16 protein-coding genes and 2 pseudogenes are annotated in these 20956 nt (G+C 63.7%); 10 read left to right on the forward strand and 8 right to left on the reverse strand.

Annotated features, from left to right (window positions below; translation table 11 throughout):
• The first annotated feature begins 122 nt into the window (after positions 1–122).
• Both IVA98_RS01910 and IVA98_RS01915 read left to right on the forward strand, forming a co-directional pair.
• Positions 123–626, forward strand: coding sequence for a GFA family protein (locus tag IVA98_RS01910; protein ID WP_247299276.1), 504 nt, complete (start codon positions 123–125; stop codon positions 624–626).
• Between the two features lie 265 nt (positions 627–891).
• On the forward strand, positions 892–2553 hold the full coding sequence (locus tag IVA98_RS01915) for a thiamine pyrophosphate-binding protein (protein WP_247299278.1): 1662 nt from the start codon (positions 892–894) through the stop codon (positions 2551–2553).
• A 212-nt stretch (positions 2554–2765) separates the two neighbouring features.
• Here IVA98_RS01915 and IVA98_RS01920 read toward each other — a convergent pair whose 3' ends face one another.
• Positions 2766–4145, reverse strand: a complete 1380-nt coding sequence (locus IVA98_RS01920; protein WP_247299281.1) for an LLM class flavin-dependent oxidoreductase — start codon at positions 4143–4145, stop codon at positions 2766–2768.
• 265 nt (positions 4146–4410) lie between these two features.
• Between IVA98_RS01920 and IVA98_RS01925 the strand changes: the two genes are divergently transcribed.
• From IVA98_RS01925 to IVA98_RS01950, 6 genes are all read left to right on the forward strand, one after another.
• Positions 4411–5796, forward strand: a complete 1386-nt coding sequence (locus tag IVA98_RS01925) for a M20 family metallopeptidase (RefSeq protein WP_247299282.1) — start codon at positions 4411–4413, stop codon at positions 5794–5796.
• An 86-nt stretch (positions 5797–5882) separates the two neighbouring features.
• Complete coding sequence (locus IVA98_RS01930; protein WP_247277654.1) at positions 5883–6794, forward strand: amino acid ABC transporter substrate-binding protein; 912 nt, start codon at positions 5883–5885, stop codon at positions 6792–6794.
• Between the two features lie 128 nt (positions 6795–6922).
• Entirely contained in the window at positions 6923–7654 is a 732-nt protein-coding gene (locus tag IVA98_RS01935) for an amino acid ABC transporter permease (protein WP_247277760.1), read from the forward strand.
• 2 nt (positions 7655–7656) lie between these two features.
• Positions 7657–8349 (forward strand): amino acid ABC transporter permease, encoded by a 693-nt coding sequence (locus tag IVA98_RS01940; protein WP_247299284.1) that lies wholly within the window; start codon positions 7657–7659, stop codon positions 8347–8349.
• Positions 8350–8361: 12 nt separating this feature from the next.
• A complete protein-coding gene (locus IVA98_RS01945) occupies positions 8362–9093 on the forward strand; it encodes an amino acid ABC transporter ATP-binding protein (RefSeq protein ID WP_247277653.1) in 732 nt (243 codons plus the stop codon).
• A 187-nt stretch (positions 9094–9280) separates the two neighbouring features.
• Positions 9281–10141 (forward strand): D-amino-acid transaminase, encoded by an 861-nt coding sequence (locus IVA98_RS01950; protein ID WP_247299286.1) that lies wholly within the window; start codon positions 9281–9283, stop codon positions 10139–10141.
• A gap of 88 nt (positions 10142–10229) precedes the next feature.
• Here IVA98_RS01950 and IVA98_RS37435 read toward each other — a convergent pair whose 3' ends face one another.
• The 4 genes and pseudogenes from IVA98_RS37435 to IVA98_RS01965 form a co-directional block, all read right to left on the reverse strand.
• Complete coding sequence (locus IVA98_RS37435; RefSeq protein WP_524536342.1) at positions 10230–10409, reverse strand: carboxymuconolactone decarboxylase family protein; 180 nt, start codon at positions 10407–10409, stop codon at positions 10230–10232.
• Positions 10410–10485: 76 nt separating this feature from the next.
• Positions 10486–10689, reverse strand: a pseudogene (locus IVA98_RS37440) (carboxymuconolactone decarboxylase family protein); the annotation flags it as partial.
• Between the two features lie 26 nt (positions 10690–10715).
• Positions 10716–12326 carry an MDR family MFS transporter gene (locus tag IVA98_RS01960; protein WP_247299287.1) on the reverse strand — a complete coding sequence of 537 codons (1611 nt, stop codon included), beginning with the start codon at positions 12324–12326 and terminating at the stop codon, positions 10716–10718.
• Between the two features lie 15 nt (positions 12327–12341).
• Entirely contained in the window at positions 12342–13493 is a 1152-nt protein-coding gene (locus IVA98_RS01965; RefSeq protein WP_247354240.1) for an HlyD family secretion protein, read from the reverse strand.
• A gap of 133 nt (positions 13494–13626) precedes the next feature.
• Here IVA98_RS01965 and IVA98_RS01970 point away from each other — a divergent pair, with 133 nt between their 5' ends.
• The gene (locus IVA98_RS01970; protein ID WP_247299289.1) at positions 13627–14538 is read left to right on the forward strand and encodes a LysR family transcriptional regulator; all 912 of its coding nucleotides are present in this window, start codon (positions 13627–13629) and stop codon (positions 14536–14538) included.
• Between the two features lie 12 nt (positions 14539–14550).
• On the opposite strand, the gene IVA98_RS01975 is transcribed toward IVA98_RS01970, so the two are convergent.
• Entirely contained in the window at positions 14551–17982 is a 3432-nt protein-coding gene (locus IVA98_RS01975) for an indolepyruvate ferredoxin oxidoreductase family protein (protein ID WP_247299290.1), read from the reverse strand.
• A 156-nt stretch (positions 17983–18138) separates the two neighbouring features.
• Between IVA98_RS01975 and IVA98_RS01980 the strand changes: the two genes are divergently transcribed.
• Positions 18139–18594, forward strand: coding sequence for an Lrp/AsnC family transcriptional regulator (locus IVA98_RS01980; protein ID WP_247299291.1), 456 nt, complete (start codon positions 18139–18141; stop codon positions 18592–18594).
• A 185-nt stretch (positions 18595–18779) separates the two neighbouring features.
• Here IVA98_RS01980 and IVA98_RS01985 read toward each other — a convergent pair whose 3' ends face one another.
• Together IVA98_RS01985 and IVA98_RS01990 are read right to left on the reverse strand one after the other, a co-directional pair.
• Complete coding sequence (locus tag IVA98_RS01985; RefSeq protein WP_247299292.1) at positions 18780–19565, reverse strand: fumarylacetoacetate hydrolase family protein; 786 nt, start codon at positions 19563–19565, stop codon at positions 18780–18782.
• 15 nt (positions 19566–19580) lie between these two features.
• Positions 19581–20947: pseudogene (locus IVA98_RS01990) on the reverse strand (LLM class flavin-dependent oxidoreductase).
• Positions 20948–20956 lie beyond the last annotated feature (9 nt).

A 20956-nucleotide genomic window follows, 5' to 3' on the forward strand; every position in this document is an offset into this window, starting at 1 on the left:
CGAGCCGGGAATCCATGTCGCATCCTGGCGTGCGCCTGATGGATTCGGGCTCGCGACTTCGCCGCGCCCCGGAATGACAATCGTGTATTCTCGTCCTCGCAATGACGACGGAGAGAATCCCCATGGCCAAAGCCGCCGCCGCCGCAGGAATTGCCACCGGGCAATGTCTCTGCGGCAAGGTCAGCTTCGAGATCGACGTGCCTGCGCGCTGGGCCTGGCATGATCATTCCGCCGCCAGCCGCCGCGCCCATGGCGCGGCCTACGCGACCTACGTCGGGAGCTGGAAGAAGCGCTTTCGCATCACCGCTGGCAAGACTGCGCTCACGCGGTACGAGGACAAGGCCACGAACACCACCCGCAGCTTCTGCTCGCATTGCGGCACGCCGATCGCCTATGAGCGCCCGCGCGGGCCGCACATGGTCAACATCCCCCGCGCGCTGTTCAACGAGCGCACCGGCCGTCAGCCGCTCTATCACATCGCGATCGAAGAGCTGCAGGAATGGGCCTATGCCGGCGAGCCGCTGGTCCCGCTGAAAGGCTTTCCGGGCGTGGTCTGGCAGCGCTCGAAAAGGAAGAAGCGGGCGAGGGGCGAGGATCCGTTCGAATTGGGCCGGGAGGAGCTGTAGCGCACCGCGCACACAGCTCTCGTGCCCTGGACGCAGCGCAGCGCCCCTTCGGCGGTGCGCTGCTGAGCCGCGGCCCATGCTACCAACCATCGTCGTGCGAGTTCTGGGTCCCGGCTCTGCGTCGCAACGTTACACGTTTGCGCCGCGTCCGAGACACGGAGTGGCGCTCGCGCAACGCAGCCATGACCGCGCTTCCTTGCACGCTTCCTCCGACTTCGGCCATCATACGCCCGTCCTTGCGGCAACGTCCGCTCCTGGAGGAAACATGAAGAACAAGATCACCGGCCGCTCCGCCTTTCTCGCGCTGCTCAAGGACGAAGGCATCACTCATCTGTTCGGCAATCCCGGCACGACCGAGTTGCCGATCATGCATGCGCTGAAGGATCACCCTGATCTCACCTATGTGATGGCGATGCAAGAGAGCCTGGTCGTCGCGATCGCCGATGGTTACAGCCGCGCCTCCGGAAAGCTCGTCGCTTGCAACGTCCATGTCGCGCCCGGCCTCGGCAACGCGATGGGCTCGCTCTACAACGCCCAGTTCACGGGCACGCCGATGATCCTCACCGCCGGCCAGCAGGAGCAGGGCCACGGCTTGATGGAGCCGGTGCTGTACGGTCCCTTGGTACGCATGGCCGAGCCGCTGGTGAAATGGGCGGTCGAGGTGACGCGGCTCGAGGACCTGCCGCGCATCGTGCGCCGCGCGGCAAAGGTCGCGACCACGCCGCCGACCGGCCCCGTGTTCATCTCGCTGCCTGGCGACATTCTCAATAGCGAGGCGGGCATCGATCTCGGCCGTTCCACCCGCATCGACGCGCGTACCAGACCATCAGATGGCGCGCTCAGGGCCTTTGCTGCCCGGCTGCTGAAAGCCGAGCGTCCTGTGATCGTCACCATGGACGAAGTGGTCAAGAGTGACGCGCTGAAGGAGGCGGCTGAATTGGCGGAGTTGCTCGGCGCCGCCGCGTTTCAATCCTCGACAGCTTATGGTGCGCACTTCCTCTCGGAGAGCCCGAGCTTCGTCGGCACGCTGGCGCGGGTTCAGAAAGCGGCGCGCGATACGCTCGCGCCCTACGATCTCCTGATTGCGCTTGGCGGCGATCCGCTGCGGATGTCGGTCCATAGCGAGCTCGATGCGCTGCCGGATGGTCTCGGCATCGTGCAGATCGGTCTCGTCGATTGGGAGATCGCCAAAAATTACGGCGCCGAGATCGCGCTGAAGGCGGATTTGAAGGAAACGCTGCGCGCGCTGATCCCGGTGCTGAAAGAGATGGGCGGCGTAACACTCGCGAGCCGCGCCAAGCAGCGCCTCGCCGAGCTCGTGCCGAAGAATTGGACTGCGCGCCGCGCCGCGCTGATCGAGCAGATCAACAAGAGCGCCGGCCGCACACCGATCGACCCGGACTTTCTGGTGCTGCAAATGATCCAGGCCATGCCCGACCATGCCATTCTCGTGGACGAAGGGCTCACCTCCAGCCGCCAGATCACCAACCTGCGCCCGCATCGCGAACGCTACGGCTATCACGGTCTCGCCTCCGGCGGCATCGGCTGGGGCCTGCCTGCCTCGGTCGGCGTCAGCATCGCCAATCCGGATCGCCCCGTCGTCTGTTTCTCTGGCGATGGCAGCGCGATGTATTCGATCCAGGCGTTGTGGACGGCGGCGCATCACAAGCTGCCGCTCAACGTCGTCATCGCCAATAATGGCGGCTACCGCATCATCAAGCAGCGCCTGCTCGCATTCCATGGCGATGACAATTACGTCGGCATGGATTTCGTCGATCCGCCGGTGGATTTTGCGGGCGTCGCCAAGGCGCTCGGCTGCGAGGCGATCAAGGTCAGCGATCCCCGCGAGCTGAAGGCGACGCTGTCGTCGGCGCTTGGCCGGCCGGGGACGAAGCTGATCGAGGTGCTGGTGGACGGGAGGGTGTAAGTGGCAGCGCTGCCTCCAAGTTCTCAGCTGTCATCGTCCGCGAAGGCGGGCGATCCAGTATTCCAGAGACGGCTGTGATTCCTCGATAGGCCGCGGCGTACTGGCTGCCCCGGTCCCGGCTGCGCTAGGCTACGCCGGGCCTGCAAACTCACTCGGCCGGCTAAGCTTCAGCGAAGAGGGCAAGCCGGGGCATGACAGTGAGGATGTGGCTCCTACCCCGTCTTCCCCACCCGATACCCCGCTGCCGGATGCGGCGCGCCTAACCGGGCACGTCCTTGGCCGAACAGCTTCTCCCGCAGCGTGCCCTTGGCATAGCCCGGCTTGTACCGTCCGCGCCGGGTCAGCTCCGGCACCAGCATGTCGGCGATGTCCTCGAAATCGCCGGGCGAGATCGCGAAGGCGACGTTGAGGCCGTCGACATCGGTCGCCTCGAACCATTGCTCGATCTTGTCCGCAACCATCTCCGGCGTGCCGATCACGACCGGGCCGGCGCCGCCGATGCCGACATGCTCGATGACGTCGCGCACGGTCCAGACCCGGTCCGGATCGGCCCGGGTGACGTTGTCCATGGCGCTGCGGCCAGCGTCGTTCTGGACGTGCCGGACCTGCTGGTCGAGGTCGTATCCGGAGAAGTCGACGCCGGTCCAGCCCGACATCAGCGCCAGCGCGCCTTCGGGGCTGATATGGCGGCGATAGTCGGCGTATTTCTCTTTCGCCTCGGCTTCCGTCCGTCCGAGGATGATCGTCATCATCGAGAACATCAGGATTTCGGCCGGGTTGCGGCCGAGCGCGGCGGCCTCTTGCCGGATTGCTGCCACGCGCGGCGCGATCACCTTGGCCGACGGTCCCGACATGAACACGCATTCGGCATGCTTCGCCGCGAATTGCCGGCCGCGCGGCGAGGTGCCGGCCTGGTACAGCACGGGCGTGCGCTGCGGCGACGGTTCGCTGAGATGAATGGTGTTGTTGATGCGGTAGTTCGCGCCCTCATGGTTGACGCGATGAACTTTCGCGGGATCGGTGAAGATGCCGCGCGTCCGGTCTCGCAGCACGGCATCGTCCTCCCAGCTTCCTTCCCAGAGCTTGTAAACGATCTCCATATATTCGTCGGCGATGTCGTAGCGGTCGTCGTGCCCGGTCTGCTTGTCCTTGCCGGCGCCGCGCGCGGCGCTGTCGAGATAGCCGGTGACGACGTTCCATCCGATCCGTCCCTCGGTGAGGTGATCGAGCGTCGACATCCGTCGCGCGAACGGGTAGGGCGGCTCGAAGGACAGGTTGCTGGTGACGCCGAACCCGAGATCTTGCGTTACTGCCGCCATCGCCGAGAGCAGCAGCAGCGGCTCGTTCGACGGCGTCTGTGCTGCGTTGCGCAAGGCTGCGTCAGGGCTGTTGCCGTAGACGTCATAAACCCCGAGCACGTCGGCGAGGAACAGCCCGTCGAATCGGCCGCGCTCCAGCGTCTTGGCGAGATCAATCCAATAGGGCAGGCGGTTATAGTTGGCGGTGCGATCACGCGGATGGGTCCACAGGCCCGGTGACTGGTGTGCGACGCAATTCATCGCAAAAGCGTTGAGCCTGATCTCTTTGGCCATGACGGTCCCTCGGCACTCTGTACTGAGCGCTCTTCGAATGGTAGACGTGCGCCCGAACTTGGCGAAGTTCTTGCATATCCTAGACTTGGATGTCTCGGCCTTGGCAAGGCCAAAATCCGCAGCGCTGCCGCACTTGGCAAGCCAGTCTCAAGAGAGCAAGAACCAAATTCCAAGAGAACTCCAACAACCATCGAAGTCCCGCCACTTTCGAAGAGCCGCCCGTCTCGGGTAATGTCCTTCGTCTCAAAATCTCGAAAAGCAAGTCATGACCAGAGCCGACGCCATCGCCCGCGCCCGCGAGGATTTCAAATCCGGTGCGTTCCTCACCGAGCTCGACCGCCGCGTCGCTTATCGGACCGAGAGCCAGAATCCCTCGCGCGGCACTGAGCTGCGCACCTATCTGGAACAGGAAATGCAACCGGCCTTTGCCGCGCTTGATTTCACCAGCCGCATCGTCGAATCCCCGAGCGGCAAGGCGCCGTTCCTGTTTGCCGAGCACCACGAGAGTGCCTCAGCGCCGACCGTGCTGATCTACGGCCATGGCGACGTCGTCGACGGCATGGAGGGCGAGTGGCGCGACGGCCGCGATCCCTGGCGCACGACGGTTGCGGGCACGCGCCTCTATGGCCGCGGCACTGCCGACAACAAGGGCCAGCACAGCATCAACATGGCGGCGCTGCGCGCCGTGCGCGAGGCGAGAGGCGGCAAGCTCGGCTTCAACGCCAAATTCATCGTCGAGATGGGCGAGGAGATCGGCTCGCCCGATCTCGGCAAGGTCTGCGACCTCAATCGCGATGCGCTCAAGGCCGATCTGTTCATGGCCTCGGACGGGCCGCGTCTGTCCGCCGACCGTCCGACGCTGTTTCTGGGCTGCCGCGGCGGCATCCGCATCCATCTCGATGTGAACTTGCGCGACGGCGGTCACCATTCCGGCAATTGGGGCGGCGTGCTCGCCAACCCCGCGACCATCCTGGTCAACGCGATCTCCACGCTGGTTGACGGCCACGGCCGTCTCCAGCTTGACGCGCTGAAGCCGCCGCGGCTCACCAACCAGATCCGCAGCTATCTCGCCGACGTGCAGGTGGTGCCGACCGCGGATGAGCCGGCGCTGGCGGAGAATTGGGGCGAGGAGAGCCTGTCGGCGGCCGAACGGCTCTACGCCTGGAACACGCTGGAAGTGCTGGCGATGGCATCGGGCAATATCGAGAAGCCGGCGAACGCCATTCCCGGACATGCCAATGCCGTGCTGCAACTGCGTTTCGTGGTCGGGACGAAGATCGAGGGTCTGATCGAGGCCATCCGCGCGCATCTGGTCGCAAAGGGTTTTCCGATGGTCGAGGTGCGGGCGGCCCAGAGTTTTGCCGCATCGCGGACCGATTTCGACAGCCCCTGGATCAATTGGGCGGCCAATTCAGTGCAGGAGACGACCGGCAAGGCGCCGGCCGTGCTGCCGAATTTCGGCGGCTCGCTGCCCAACGACGTGTTCTCCGAAATCCTGGGCCTGCCGACGATCTGGGTGCCGCACTCCTATCCCGGTTGCTCCCAGCATGCGCCCAATGAGCACATCCTGCTGCCATTGACCGAAGAGGCCTTGACGGTGATGGCCGGGCTGTTCTGGGATCTCGGCGAGTTGCCGGCGCCGTTAACCTGAGCCTTTGATCCAGCCGAAAGTTACATTCTAATCCGGCTCGATTTGTGCTTGCATCCGGGCCGCATCATCTGAAAGGGGAATAAAAAGTGAAACATTTCCGTTACATCGGGCTCGCGCTTGCCGCCACCTTCGCCGTCAGCCAGGCCGGGGCCCAGGAGCTGACCGGCACGCTGAAGAACATCAAGGACACTGGCGCGATCACGCTGGGCTTCCGCGACTCCTCGATCCCGTTCTCCTATCTCGATGACAACCAGAAGCCCATCGGGTTCGCGATGGACATCTGCTACAAGATCGTCGACGCCGTGAAGAAGGAGCTCAAGCTGGACAAGCTCGAGGTCAAGCTCAATCCGGTGACCTCGGCGACCCGCATCCCGCTGATGGCGAACGGCACCATCGATCTCGAATGCGGCTCGACCACCAACAATGCCGAGCGCCAGAAGCAGGTCGCTTTTACCAACACCCACTATCTGACGGCCAGCCGCTACGTGTTCAAGAAGTCGAGCGGCCTGAAGTCGATCGACGATCTCAAGGGCAAGACCGTGGTCTCGACCGCCGGCACCACCAACATCAAGCAGCTCACCGAGGCCAACGTTGCCAAGGGCCTCGGCGCTAACATCATTCCGGCCAAGGACCACGCCGAGGCCTTCCTGATGGTCGAGACCGACCGCGCGGTCGCCTTCGTGATGGACGACATCCTGCTGGCGAGCCTGGTGGCCGGCTCGAAGAACCCGGACGACTATGCCATCTCCAAGGATGCGTTCTCCAAGCCCGAGCCTTATGGCATCATGCTGCGCAAGGACGACCCCGCCTTCAAGAAGGTGGTCGATGCGGCGACGGCGGCGCTCTATACGTCCGGCGAAGCCCAGAAGATCTACGATAAGTGGTTCACCCAGAAGATCCCGCCGAAGGGACTGAACCTCAACACGCCGATCTCGCCAGAGCTGAAGAACGAGTTCGCCAAGCCGACGGACTCGCCGAATCCGGACGATTACAAGTAAGATCGAGCTGTTCGCCTCTCCCCGCTTGCGGGAGAGGCGGTACATTTCGGACATTCTGGAGGGAGAATGGCCGGACATTTGCATAGACGCCGGGACATCCATGATCGGCGCGTTCGCGCGGGGGACACGTGAACTACAACTGGAACTGGGGAATCTTTTTCCAGCCGAACCCGATGGGGACCGGCACCTATCTCGACATGCTGCTGTCGGGGCTGGTGCTGACCCTCAAGACCGCGGCGCTGGCGTGGGTCATCGCGCTGATCACCGGCTCCATCGTCGGCGTGATGCGCACGCTGCCGTCGAGGGGAGCGAATTGGTTCGGCTTTGCCTATGTCGAATTCTTCCGTAACATGCCGCTGCTCGTGCAGCTCTTCCTGTGGTTCTTTGTGCTGCCGGAACTGCTGCCAAGAGGCGCCGGCACTTGGCTGAAGCAGCTGCCGAACGCGCCGTTCTGGACGGCCGCGATCGGTGTCGGCTTCTTCATGTCGGCCCGCGTCGCCGTGCAATTGCAGGCCGGCATCGGTTCGCTGCCGCGCGGGCAGAAGATGGCCGCAACCGCCCTGGGTCTGACCACGGTGCAGGGCTATCGCTACGTGCTGCTGCCGATGGCGTTCCGCATCATCCTGCCACCCTTGACCTCTGAGTTTCTCAACACCATCAAGAACACGGCGGTTGCGATCACCATCGGCCTGCTCGAGTTGACCGGACAGGCGCGCTCCATGCAGGAATTCTCGTTCCAGGTGTTCGAGGCCTTCACCGCTGCGACTATCCTCTATCTCCTCGTCAACGCCGTCGTCGTGACCGCGATGCGCTTCCTCGAGCGCTGGGTTGCGATCCCCGGCTACATCACGGGGAAATAGCGATGTTCGGCAATCTCGATTTCGACGTCATCCGCCGCGCGCTGCCCTATTTGTTCTATGAGGGCATGACGTTCACGCTGACGCTAACGGGGCTCGCAGCACTCGGCGGGTTGGTCTTCGGCACGGCACTCGCGCTGATGCGGCTCTCCGGCTTCAAGATCCTTGGCCGGATCGCCGGCGTTTATGTCGACTTCATGCGCTCGCTGCCGCTGGTGCTGGTCATCTTCTGGTTCTATTTCCTGGTGCCCTATATCGGGCAGTGGCTGACCGGCGCCTCGCGCCCCATCAGCGTCGGCGCGTTCGCATCGTCGCTCATCACCTTCATCATGTTCGAGGCGGCGTACTTCTCCGAAATCATGCGCGCCGGCATCCAGTCGATCTCGCGCGGGCAGCCGGCTGCCGCCAGCGCGCTGGGGCTGACTTACGCCCAGACCATGCGCTATGTCGTGCTGCCGCAGGCCTTCCGCAACATGCTGCCGGTCCTGATCACGCAGACCATCGTGTTGTTCCAGGACACCTCGCTGGTCTACGTGCTGTCGATCACCGACTTCCTCGGCGCCGCCAGCAAGGTGGCGCAGCGCGACGGGCGCCTGGTCGAAATGTATCTGTTCGCAGCAATCGTCTACTTCACCATTTCCTGTATCGCGTCCTACGGCGTTCGCCGCCTCCAGGCGCGCATCGCCATCATCCGATAGAGCGTGTCCGTCATGATCGAAATCAGCCACGTCAACAAATGGTACACGCCGAGTTTCCAGGTGCTGACGGATTGCACCACCAGCGTCACCAAGGGCGAGGTCGTCGTGGTCTGCGGTCCCTCGGGCTCGGGCAAGTCCACGCTGATCAAATGCGTCAATGCGCTGGAGCCGTTCCAGAGCGGCGACATCCTGGTCGACGGCACCAAGGTCAACGATCCCAAGACCAATCTGCCGAAGCTGCGTTCGCGCGTTGGCATGGTTTTCCAGCACTTCGAGCTGTTTCCGCATCTCAAGATCATCGACAATCTCTGCCTCGCCCAGGAGAAGGTGCTGGGGCGCCCGCGTGACAAGGCGCAGACCAAAGGCATGCAGCTTCTGGAGCGCGTCGGGTTGATCGAGCAGGCGCAGAAATTCCCGGCGCAGCTCTCCGGCGGGCAGCAGCAGCGCGTCGCCATCGCTCGCGCGCTGGCGATGGATCCGATCGTCATGCTGTTCGACGAGCCGACCTCGGCGCTGGACCCCGAAATGGTCAGTGAAGTGCTCGACGTCATGGTCGATCTCGCCCGCGAAGGCATGACCATGATGGTCGTCACCCACGAGATGGGTTTTGCCCGCAAGGTCGCCAACCGCGTCATCTTCATGGACCGCGGCGAGATCGTCGAGGACGCAGCGAAGGACGATTTCTTCGGCAAGCCCCGCAGCGACCGCGCGCAGAAATTCCTGTCGAAGATCCTGTCGCATTAATCACCGCTGTCATTCCGGCGCGACGACTTCGCGAGCCCGGAATCCATTGTGCGGCAGTACGCGAGATGAGATCGATTCCTGGCTCATTCGCTTTGCGAATGCCCCGGAATGACGCATCGAGGGTTTATCGTCCGCGCCAAATCTCCTATACCGGTGGGCAAATCCCCTTTCCGCCAGGAGACCTGCCTTGGACTCGATTGCCTACGTCAACGGCTCATTCGTCCCGCTCTCGGACGCGAAAGTCTCGATCCTCGATCGCGGCTTTCTGTTCGCCGACGGCATCTACGAGGTCTCGGCCGTTCTCGATGGCAAGCTGGTCGACAATGCCTCGCATCTGGCGCGGCTGGAGCGCTCGGTCGGCGAGATCAAGCTGACGCTACCGGAGACGCTCGAGCGCATCACCGAGTTCCAGAAGGAACTGATCGCACGCAACAAGCTCGAGAACGGCCTCGTCTACCTCCAGGTCACGCGCGGTGCCGACAAGGGCCGCGACTTTGCGTTTCCCAAGGGTGACGTCAAGTCGAGCCTGGTGATGTTCACCTCGGAGAAGGATATCATCAACGCCGCGTCGGCGAAGACCGGCATCAGCGTGATCACCGTGCCCGACATCCGCTGGGAACGGCGCGATATCAAGAGCGTGGCACTGCTGGCGCAGGTGCTGGCGAAGCAGGCCGCGGCCGAAGCCGGCGCCGGCGAAGCCTGGATGCTGGAAGACGGCTATGTCACCGAAGGCGGCTCGTCCTCGGCATTCATCCTGACGCAGGACGATGTCATCGTGACCCGCAAGAACTCCAATGCGATCCTGCCGGGCTGCACCCGCAAGGCCGTGGTGGCGCTCGCCGAAGAGCGCCAGCTCCGCGTTGAGGAGCGTTCTTTCACGGTGGCCGAGGCGCTGGCTGCAAAGGAGGCTTTTGCGACGTCGGCCTCACTGTTCGTGCAGCCGGTGGTCGCGATCGATGGGAAAAAGATCGGCGACGGCAAGCCCGGCCCGTTGGCAACGCGGCTGCGCGAGATCTACGTGGAGTTCGCCAAGGCGACGGCGGTTTAAGCCACACCCATTGCTGTCATCGCCCGGCTTGACCCGGGCGACGACAGTTGTGGGGGTGGAGGCGACGTTGCGTCCATGACGCCACTCCTCACCCCACCGACGCCTTGACCTTCACCGGGTGAACTGCGCGGAACGAGATCGCGATCCTGTTCCAGGCGTTGATGGTCGCGATCAGCATGGTCAGGTTGACCGTTTCCTCCTCGGAGAACTGTGCGCGGACCTGCTCGTAGACGTCGTCCGGCGCGTGCGTCTGCGAGATCAAGGTCACTGCTTCGGTCCAGGCCAGCGCGGCGCGCTCGCGGTCGGAATAGAGCGGAGATTCGCGCCAGGCGTCGAGCAGATAGATGCGCTGCTCGGTCTCGCCGCTTGCGCGCGTCCTCGGTATGCATGTTGATGCAATAGGCGCAGCCGTTGATCTGCGAGGCCCGGATCTTGACGAGCTCGATCAGTGACTTCTCCAGGCCTGTCGACTGGATCTGCGTCTCCAGCGCCATCAGTGCTTTGATCGTGTCGGGCGCGGCCTGGTAGTAGTTCATGCGCGGCTTCATGGTCGTTCTCCTTGCTTGGATAGAGGTCAGTGGGCTCCGCCGGGGGAAGTCTGGCCGGGCTTCTTCAGGAACAGGGCTGCGACCAGGGCCACGATCAGCGCCGCGCCAAGCAGATAGAAGGTGTCGCTGAAGGCGAGGATATAGGCCTGCTTCTGCACGATACGGCCGATCGCGACATAGGCTCGATGCGACGCATCCGCATGGTCGAGGATGCCGTGATTGATGAAATACTGGGTGAGCTGCTCCAGCCGTGTGCGCGTCGCCTGCTCGAACACCGAGACCGACTGCATCAGCACGTTGGAGTGATACTGCTCGCGCTTGGTCAGCACGGTCTGGAGCAGCGCGATGCCGACGGCGCCGCCGAGATTGCGCATCATGTTGAACAGGCCTGACGCCGAGCCTGCGTTTTCCGGCTCGATGCCTGATGTTGCCACCGCGGACAGCGGCGCCATCACCAGCGCCTGGCCAATCGCACGGACGACGTTGGGCCAGAACAGCTGATCGGCGGCATAGTTGCTGGTCATGGTGATGTTCATGAAGTTGGAGGCCGCGAACAATACGAAACCGACGCCGATCACCAGCCGTGCGTCGAACCTCTGCATCAGGCGAGGGACGAGCGGGATCAGAACGAGCTGCGGCAACCCGGTCCAGGCCAGCACGAAACCGATCTGCTCGGCATTGTAACCTTGGATGCGAGCCAGATATTGCGGCAGGATGAACACCGAGCCGTAGAGTGCGATACCAAGCAGGAAGTTCGCGAGCATGCCGAAGCCGAAATTGCGCCGCACCAGCAGGCGCAGGTTCAAGAGCGGCTTCTTCACTGTGAGCTCGATGACGAGGAAGGCGGTGAGCGCAACGCCAGCGATTAACGACAGTTTCACGATGAACGGCGAGCCGAACCAGTCGTCCTTGTTGCCTTCCTCCAGCACGGTCTGCAGCGTGGACAGCCCGATCGCCATGGTGATGATGCCGGCCCAGTCGCCTTCCCGCAACAGCGACAGCTTCATGGGCGTTGCGTCGAGCGCGTACCAGAGCATACCGACCATGATCGCGCCGGGCACGAGGTTGACGTAGAAGATGTACTGCCAGCCGAAATTCTCGGTGAGATAGCCGCCGATGGTCGGGCCGATCGCGGGTGCGAACGTCGCCGATAGCGCGAACAGCGCAAGGCCCACGGGCTGTTTTCCGCGCGGCAATAACGTGATGATCAGCGTGAAGGCCATCGGAATCAGCACGCCGCCGGTGAAGCCTTGCACCGCGCGCAGCACGATCATCTGCGACAGATCCTGCGCCAGCGCGCAGGCCGCCGACAGAGCCAGGAACAGGATCGCGTTGGTGAGCAGATAGAGGCGGATCGAGAACACCTGCGCGAGCCAACCTGAGAGCGGGATCACCACGATCTCGGCGATCAGATAAGAGGTCGAGATCCAGCCGCCGTCGTCGATGCCGGCGCCGATCGCACCCTGGATATCGGCCAACGAAGCGTTGACGATCTGGATGTTCAGCACCGCCATGAAGGCGCCCAGGGTCGCGCCGATCACCGCGATCCATGTTCTTGCGGAAACCGCCGGGGTGGCAGGCGCAGCCGGGGCGGGGAGGCCGGCTGCGGCGTTGAGGGTGGGTTGGAGCGTGCTCATGGAAGCCTCGTCAGCTCAGCCGCCATTCGGACGGGATGTGTTGTCGGCGAGATGCCTGGCCGTCTCGCGCTCGGCCAGCACCGCCTGCTTGGTGTCGACGGTCGGCACCGCGGACATGCCGGGGCGCAGCAGGCCGGTCAGGCTGTGGTCGTCGAGCACGATCTTGACCGGCACGCGTTGCACGATCTTGGTGAAATTGCCGGTGGCGTTGTCCGGCGGCAGCAGGGCGAATTCGAGCCCGCTTGCCGGCGACAGACTGTCGACATGGCCGCGCAGGGTCCGGCTGCGGAAGCTGTCGACGCGTAGCTCGACTGGCTGGCCGGGGCGCATATGCGTGAGCTGCGTCTCCTTGAAGTTCGCGACGACATAGACGGCATCCAGCGGCACCACGGCCATCAATTGTGTGCCGGCTTGTACGTACTGGCCGACGCGTAGGCTCCGTGCGCCAACCGTGCCGTCGACCGGCGCGGTGATCTCGGTATAGGACAGGTTCAGCGCCGCCTGCTGCGCCACCGCGCGGGCGCGCTCGAGTTGGGCCGTCGCCTGGGCCCGCTGGGTGGTGAGCACGTCGACCTTGCGCTGCGCCGCCAAGAGGCCGGATTTGGCGTGCTGCAATTGCGCGGTGCTGGCGCGCAGCGCTGAATCGGTCTGCTGCGCGCGCTGGATGGTGCCGGAGCCCGACTTCATCAGGTCGTCGTAGCGGGCGCGTTCCTCCTGGGCGAATTTCAGGTTGGCCTCAGCAGCGATGACATCGGCGGTGCTCTGCGCGATGATCGGCTGTTGCAATTCGAGCTGGGCATCGATGTTGCGCACCGAGGCTTCGCCGGCCTCGACATCGGCGCGGGCCTGGTCGAGGGCTGTCTTGAAGTCACGATCGTCGATCTTGGCCAGCAGCTGGCCCGCTTTGACTTTCTCGTTGTCGCCGACCAGCACCTTCGCGATGTAGCCCGAGACCTTAGGCGCGATGATCGTGGAATCGGCCTTCACATAGGCGTCGTCGGTGGATTCGAGATAGCGGCCGGTCTTCAGGTAATCGTAGCCATAATCGGCAGCGACCACGACGCCGAGGGCCAGCGCCAGGCCGACCGCGCCCCGCTGGAGCGCCTGGCGAGACGGGCGAAGCCAGATTTTCTCATTTGTTTCAGTAACATACGAAGCGTTTGACATGACATCCTCGACATTCCCGGGCGCCTCCTAAGGGGCACCGCTGGCTCTAAGATGCGTTGTCCTCATAGCTGTGATAATCGTGGTATTAGTGGAAGAATTATCCAGTCCAGATGGATAATCGGAGCTCCGAGACATGGACCGCTTCAGCAGCCTCACGGCGTTCGTCCGGGTGGTCGATAGTGGCGGCTTTTCCGCCGCGGCCCGCCGGCTCGACATGTCGACGACAATGGTGAGCAATCATGTCCAGGCGCTCGAAGAGCGGCTGGGGGTGCGGCTGCTCAATCGGACCACGCGGAAAGTCAGCCTCACCGAAATCGGCAAGGCCTATTACGACCGTGCCACGCAGATCCTCGCCGATCTCGAACAGGCCGACGACATCGCGAGCGAATTGCAGTCGGTCCCCCGCGGCACGCTGCGCATCCACGTCGCCACGCACATGGTGCCGTTCGCCGCGCCGGTAGTCGCGCAGCTCCTGTCGACTTATCCGGAGCTCAAGATCGACCTGCGCATGGGCGAGGCCGACGTCGATCTCATCGAGGAAGGTTATGACGTCGCCTTGCGCATGACCCAGCCGCGGGATTCCAGCCTGATCGTGCGGAGTCTCGCCACGTGGCGCCATGTGCTGTGCTGTTCGCACGACTATCTCGAGAAGCACGGCCGCGTGCAGAAGCTCGATGAGCTCTCGGCGCATAATTGCGGCCGGCACCTGAATTATCCTTTCGGTGACGAGTGGCGCTTCCTCGATCGCAAGGGTGCGCCGGCATCGGTGCGCATCTCAGGCAGCTTCGTCACCAACAGCGGAGAAGCATTGCGGAAGGTGGCGCTGGAGGGCGCAGCCATCTGCCTAATGGCCGGGTTTCTCGTTCAAGACGATCTCGAATCGGGTCGGCTGGTCCGTCTGTTGCCGGAATATCGGACCGTCGAGCTGTCTATGAACGCGGTCTATCCGCATCGCCACCATCTGACGGCGAAGGTCAGGACCTTCATCGACATGCTCGTGCATCACAGCGCCGAGCAGCAGAAGCTGATCAACCCTTATTCATGAGGACGAATGCGGTCAGGCTGCCTTGGCCGCGACCGGCCGCGCCAGCAAGGATTCGACGTCGGTCTTCACCTTCGCGATCGCAGCCTCCTTCACCGGGCCATAACCGCGAATGTCCATGGGAGCCCTAGCGATGGCCGTGAGATTCGGCAGGCGTGCCGCGTCGAGCTCGCCGAGCATCCGCTCGATCAGGCCTTCGTACCAGGCGATCAGCTCCCGCTCGGCACGCCGTTCGGCCGTGTAGCCGAATGGATCGAACGGTGTTCCGCGCAGCCCCTTCAACCGCGCCAGCATGAGGAGCGGTGCCTGGATCCACGACCCGAAGGCGCGCTTGCGCGGACGCCCACGTGCATCGCGGCTTGACGGCAGGAAAGGCGGGGCAAGGTGATACTGGATGCGGAAGCCATCCTCGAACTCGCCTTTTAGCTCGTCGAGGAAGCCGCTCTGCATATGCAGCCGCGCCACCTCGTACTCGTCCTTGTAGGCCATCAGCTTGAACAGGGCGCGGGCAACCGCGCCGGTCAGAGCTTCGCTGTTCAGGACAGCCTCGGCGCGGCGGACCCTCGCGACGAGCGCCCGGTAGCCCGCCGCATAGGCTTCGTCCTGATAGGCGGTGAGGAAATCGGCGCGGCGTTCGATGAGTTGGTCGAGTGTCTCGGCCGTGGGCACGCCGTCCGTCTTCGGCAGAAAATCCGGAGCGGCAGCGGCGATGCGGCCCCAGGCGAACGCCTGCTTGTTGCGTTCGATGGCGATGCCGTTGAGCTCGATCGCGCGCAGCAGCGCTTGCAGCGAGACCGGCACCAGTCCGTGCTGCCAGGCAAAACCCAGCATGATGATGTTGGCATAGACGGCGTCGCCGAGCAGCCGTTCGGCCAGCGCATTCGCGTTGATCGTATCGAGATTGCCGTCGCCGATCACGCGGCCGATGGCGCGCAGGCGGGCAGTGGAGGCGAGGTCGGCATCGCGGAAGCGGACGACGTCGCCGGTCGGCATCTCCGCGGTATTGACCGCGGCGCGCGTGCCGCGGCGATAGGTGCCGGAGGCCTTCGACGAGGAGCTCACGACGAGATCGCAGCCGATCACCGCATCGGCCGCGCCTTGGTCGATACGAACCTGATGCAGCGCCCCGGGGGAAGCGGCAAGCCGGATGTAGCTCAGCACGGGGCCGAATTTCTGCGCAAAGCCGGTAAAATCCAGCACCGAGACGCCGCTTCGTTCGAGATGCGCGGCCATGCCGATCAGCGCGCCGACCGTAATTACGCCGGTGCCGCCGACGCCGGTCACCAGCAGGTCGTAGGGCCGGTCGAGCGTCGCGAAGGCGGGCAGAGGCAGCGTCGCGGCACGGCCGATCGCGTCGACCCGGCTCGCGGTTTTCTGGCGACGCGTGGCGCCTTCGACGGTAACAAAACTCGGACAGAAGCCGTTGAGACAGGAAAAATCCTTGTTGCAGGCCGAGAGATTGATCTGGCGTTTGCGGCCGAACGGCGTTTCCTTCGGCTCGACGCTGAGACAGTTGGACTCGACCGAGCAATCGCCGCAGCCTTCGCAGACGAGATCATTGATGTAGACATAGCGCTTCGGGTCGTTCATCTGGCCGCGCTTGCGCCGCCGGCGCTTCTCGGTGGCGCAGGTCTGCTGGTAGATCAGCACGGAGACGCCTGGCACCTCGCGCAGCTCGCGCTGCACCGCGTCCATCTCCTCGCGTGGATGGATGGTGACGCCGGTTGGCAGGTCGGGCGGAGAAAATTGCGCGGGATTGTCCGACACCAGCGCGATACGCTCAACACCTTCGGCGCGGACGCTGTGGGCGATGGCATGCACGCTGACCGGCCCGTCGACTGGCTGGCCGCCGGTCATCGCTACGGCATCGTTGAACAGGATCTTGTAGGTGATGTTGGCATTGGCCGCGATCGCCTGCCGGATCGCCATCGAGCCGGAGTGATAATAGGTGCCTTCGCCGAGATTTTGGAACACGTGCTTGTGGCCGGTGAATTTCGATGAAGCCGCCCAGTTCACGCCCTCGCCGCCCATCTGGATCAGCGAGGAGGTCTCACGGTCCATCCAGCTCGCCATGAAGTGGCAGCCGATGCCGGCCAGTGCCTTGGAGCCCTCCGGCACCTTGGTCGACGTGTTGTGCGGACATCCCGAGCAGAAATAGGGTGTGCGCGTCGCGCCTGGGACGTTGATCGTGCGCGCGGCCTCCGGCATCAAGGCAGCTGCCCGCGCGGCGAGATTGAGGCCTGGAAACATCGGGTCGAGCCGGCGCGCCAGCACGGCAGCCAGCGCGCGCGGCGACAATTCGCCGATCCACGAGATCAGCCGCGCCCCCCGCTCGTCATGCTTGCCGACCATGCGCTCGGGCTTCGCGCCCGGATAATCGTAGAAATATTCCTTGAACTGGCTCTCGATGATGCCGCGCTTCTCCTCGACGACGAGGATCTCGCGCTTGCCCTTCACGAACTCCATGGCGTCATGGAGCGCCAGGGGCCAGACCATGCCGACCTTGTAGATGTCGATGCCGATGCTGCGGCAGGCCGTTTCATCGAGGTCCATCAGCCGCAGCGCTTCCATAAGGTCGAGATGCGCCTTGCCCGTGGTGACGATGCCGTAGGTGGCACCCGGAATGTCGTAGATGTGCCTGTCGATCGGATTGGCCTTCGCAAAGGCGTAGACGGCGTGCTTCTTCGCTTCCAGCCGTTCCTCGATCTGCGGACCCGGCAGGTCTGGCCAGCGATAGTGCAGGCCTCCCGGTGGTGGCGCGAAGTCGGGCGTGCGGAAGTCGCGGGGCGGGCTTAGCGCCACGGACGCGCCAGACTCCACGATCTCCGAAATCGCCTTGAAGCCGACCCACATGCCGGAGAAGCGGCTCAGTGCGTAACCATATTCGCCGAACTCGAGATATTCGCCGACGCTTGCCGGGTGCAGCGTCGGCATGAACCAGCTCATGAAGGCGACGTCGGACTGGTGCGGCATCGAGGATGAGACGCAGCCATGATCGTCGCCGGCGACCACCAGCACGCCGCCATGCGGCGAGGAGCCATAGGCATTACCGTGCTTGAGCGCATCGCCCGAGCGATCGACGCCGGGGCCCTTGCCGTACCAGAGCCCGAACACGCCATCGACCTCGCGGTCCCCTTGCGTCTCGACTTGCTGCGATCCGAGCACGGCGGTTGCCGCAAGGTCTTCGTTGACTGCGGGGAGGAATTCGATGCGGTCGCGCTTTAATCGCTCCTGGATGCGCCAGAGCTCGAGATCGACGCCGCCAAGCGGCGAGCCGCGATAGCCGGAGATGAAGCCCGCGGTATTGAGGCCGCGGGCGCGATCGCGCCTGACCTGGTCGAGTGCGATACGGACGATCGCCTGTGTGCCCGTGAGGAAGACACGGCCTTGCTCGCGGTCATAGCGGTCGGAGAGTTCGTAGATGTCGAGGGACGGAATGGCGTCCATGCGGACCTCCCGCGGCATTTCCTGCCGGATCAGCAGAGGTTAGGCTCGGACGGCTGGTAGGTCTTACCTATCTTTCCCGGTAGGCGCGGTTATTCTGGTAGATATAACCCGATTTGGCCTATCATTCGGTCAAGTTATCCGGTTTGTGAGGATTCCATGATCGAAGAGCAGGATGCGCGGATTCTTGCGCACCTCCAGAAGGACGGCCGCGCCACCAACCAGCAGCTTGCCGACGAGGTCGGCATGTCCACCTCGGCCTGCTGGCGCCGGGTGCGCGCGCTTGAGGAAAGCCGCGTCATCCGTGGCTATGCAGCGCTGATCGATCGCGAGCGGGCGGGCTTTGCGATGTCCGCCATCCTCCACGTCTCGCTGGAGCGGCATGACGCCAAGTTCGTCGATGAATTTGTCGCGCGGGTCACCACGCGCCGCGAGGTGCTGGAGTGCTTTGCGACCACGGGCGATGCCGATTATCACTTGCGCGTCGTCGTGCAGGACATGGCCGCCTACAACAGATTCTTGGACGAATTCATGTTCCGCATCCCCGGCATCCGCTACGTCCGCAGCAATGTGGTGCTGAAGGAGATCAAGACGAGCGTGGCACTGCCGTTTTGACGCAGGTGTGCACGGATTATCCGTGGTCGTCCCGGCCCTGCTGCGCCATTGCGCAGGGAGCCGGGACCCATGATCACGAATGCCAATTGTTTGCGAAGCTGTAACAACGAGTCCCGATCATGACATCGGCTGCGGCGGTATGGCTCCCGGCTTTCGCCGAGACGACACTGTGGGTGCAGCGTGCGCTATACCTTCTCCCTGACAAACCTATTCCGCAACGTCCCGATGCCGCTGATCTCGATCTCCACGACATCGCCGTGCTTGATATCCGGCGAGGCTCCGTCCGTCCCCATCCAGATCACGTCGCCGGGCCACAGCGTGAAATACTTCGTCAGCTCGACCAGGAACGGCACCACGCCGAAGATCATGTCGTTGGTTTGGAAGCGATTGGTCTCCTTGCCGTTGACCCGGACGATCGTCTGCATCCCGGCGAGGTCCGCCTCGGTCTCGATCCACGGACCCATCGGCTTGAACGTGTCGGCGTTCTTGGAGCGCCACAGGCTGCGATCAGCCTTCTGCCAGCTGCGCTCGCTGACGTCGTTGCCGATGGTGTAGCCGAACACGCAATCCATCGCGTTCGCTTCGGTGAGATGCTTCACTTTTTTGCCGATGACGACGACGAGCTCGCCTTCATAGTGGATCTTGTCCGTTGCAAAGGAAGGGATCACGACATCCTGGTCATGTGCGATCAGCGCGTTTTGGGCGCGATAGCCGATCTCGGGACGGTCTGGCACTGCCGGCACCTCGCCGCGCTTGTCGGCGGCCTCCTTCAGGTGCTTCAGGTAGTTCAGGCCGACGCAATAGAAGGTGCGGGGAATCAGCGGCAGCTCGATGGTAACTTGTGACAGCGGATGCGTGCGCGAGCTGCGCCGCCATTCACTGAAGGGGTCGCCGTCGACGGCGATCACCTGGTCGTCTTCAACGATCCCCCAGGACGTCCTGTCCCTGGCAGTGAATTTCAGCCAGCGCATGTTATGCCCTCATTGTCATTCCGCGGCATCGCGGGCTGCGTCTTCCAGGCACCGGGTGCCGGCCGCTTGAGCCCGAGATTTTCCCGCAACGTCTTGCCGCGGTATTCTTTCTGGAACAGGCCGCGCCGCTGCAATTCCGGCACGACGTGTTGCACGAAATCCGCGTAGGAGCCGGGTACGTAAGTCGCGGCGATGACAAAACCGTCGCAGCCGCGCTCGGCGAACATCTCTTCCAGCTTGTCCGCGATCTCCTTGGGACCGCCGACCATCGCATCCTGAACCTGGCCGCGGCCGGAGTAGGTGACGAAGTCACGCGCGCTCGGATTGTTCTTGCCCGAATTCTTCAGCACGCCGTCGCGAATGCCTAAGATGCCCTGCATGCTCTTCAGCTCTGCCGTCGTCAGCGGCTCGTCGAGATCCTTGGAGGCGAAATCGTAGTTGAGCGCTTCGGCGAGCAGCGACAACGCGTCGATCTCGAGCGGAAGTTTGTTGATCAGCGCCATCTTGTCCTCGGCCTCCGCCTTGGTCGCCGCGCAGACCGGCGTCGTCAGGTTGCAGAGGAGCATCTGGTCGGGATCGCGGCCAGCCTTGGCGGCTTCGTTGCGCACGGAAGCATAGCCTTCCTTGGCGCCCGCGAGGTTGCGCGCAGCGGTGAAGATCACCTCACCCCATCGCCCGGCAAAGCGCTGGCCGCGACCGGACGCGCCGGCCTGGATGATCACGGGATGGCCCTGGTCCGAGCGCGGCACGGTGAACGGTCCGCGCGACTTGAAGGCCGGTCCATTGTGATCGAGTCGCTTGACCTTGGTGGGATCGGCAAAGCGGCCGCTCTTCTTGTCCATGATGAGCGCGCCGTCCTCCCAGGTGTCCCAATGGCCGAGCACGACCTCCATGAACTCGTCGGCGCGGTCGTAGCGGGAATCATGCTCGGGGTGCGAGTCGCGCCCCATGTTGAGCGCCTCGCCGTCGTTCAGCGAGGTGACAACGTTCCAGCCGGCGCGCCCGCCGGACATCAGGTCGAGCGTTGCGAAGCGTCGGGCGACGTCGAACGGCTCGTAATAGGTGGTCGAGCAGGTCGCGCCAAGTCCGAGCTTCTCGGTGACCATGCCCATCGTGGTCAGCACGATCAGCGGGTCCATCTTCACGCAGCGGATGCCGTATTCGACGGTGTGGGCGTGATCGTTGCCGTAGCGGTCCGGCATCGCAAGGCGATCGTCGAAGAAGGCCATGTGGAATTTGCCGGCTTCGAGGATTCTCGCGATCTCCTGATAATAATCCGCCGACATCGAATCGTTGCGCGAGTCCGGATGCCGCCAGGAGCTCGGCAAGTTCGTGCAGTTCTGCGCCTGGAGGAAGCCGACCAGTACCATCTGCCGCGTCATGCTGCTGTT

This window comes from Bradyrhizobium sp. 160, assembly GCF_023073735.1.
Lineage (GTDB): Bacteria > Pseudomonadota > Alphaproteobacteria > Rhizobiales > Xanthobacteraceae > Bradyrhizobium.

Bases quoted from the DNA above. Each gene is read 5' to 3' on its own strand.
- IVA98_RS01965 (WP_247354240.1), bottom strand. From the start codon at position 13,493: ATGTCAAACGCTTCGTATGTTACTGAAACAAATGAGAAAATCTGGCTT.
- IVA98_RS01925 (WP_247299282.1), top strand. From the start codon at position 4,411: ATGACCAGAGCCGACGCCATCGCCCGCGCCCGCGAGGATTTCAAATCC.
- IVA98_RS01980 (WP_247299291.1), top strand. From the start codon at position 18,139: ATGATCGAAGAGCAGGATGCGCGGATTCTTGCGCACCTCCAGAAGGAC.
- IVA98_RS01975 (WP_247299290.1), bottom strand. From the start codon at position 17,982: ATGGACGCCATTCCGTCCCTCGACATCTACGAACTCTCCGACCGCTAT.
- IVA98_RS01985 (WP_247299292.1), bottom strand. From the start codon at position 19,565: ATGCGCTGGCTGAAATTCACTGCCAGGGACAGGACGTCCTGGGGGATC.
- IVA98_RS01910 (WP_247299276.1), top strand. From the start codon at position 123: ATGGCCAAAGCCGCCGCCGCCGCAGGAATTGCCACCGGGCAATGTCTC.
- IVA98_RS01960 (WP_247299287.1), bottom strand. From the start codon at position 12,326: ATGAGCACGCTCCAACCCACCCTCAACGCCGCAGCCGGCCTCCCCGCC.
- IVA98_RS01970 (WP_247299289.1), top strand. From the start codon at position 13,627: ATGGACCGCTTCAGCAGCCTCACGGCGTTCGTCCGGGTGGTCGATAGT.
- IVA98_RS01920 (WP_247299281.1), bottom strand. From the start codon at position 4,145: ATGGCCAAAGAGATCAGGCTCAACGCTTTTGCGATGAATTGCGTCGCA.
- IVA98_RS01915 (WP_247299278.1), top strand. From the start codon at position 892: ATGAAGAACAAGATCACCGGCCGCTCCGCCTTTCTCGCGCTGCTCAAG.
- IVA98_RS01940 (WP_247299284.1), top strand. From the start codon at position 7,657: ATGTTCGGCAATCTCGATTTCGACGTCATCCGCCGCGCGCTGCCCTAT.
- IVA98_RS01945 (WP_247277653.1), top strand. From the start codon at position 8,362: ATGATCGAAATCAGCCACGTCAACAAATGGTACACGCCGAGTTTCCAG.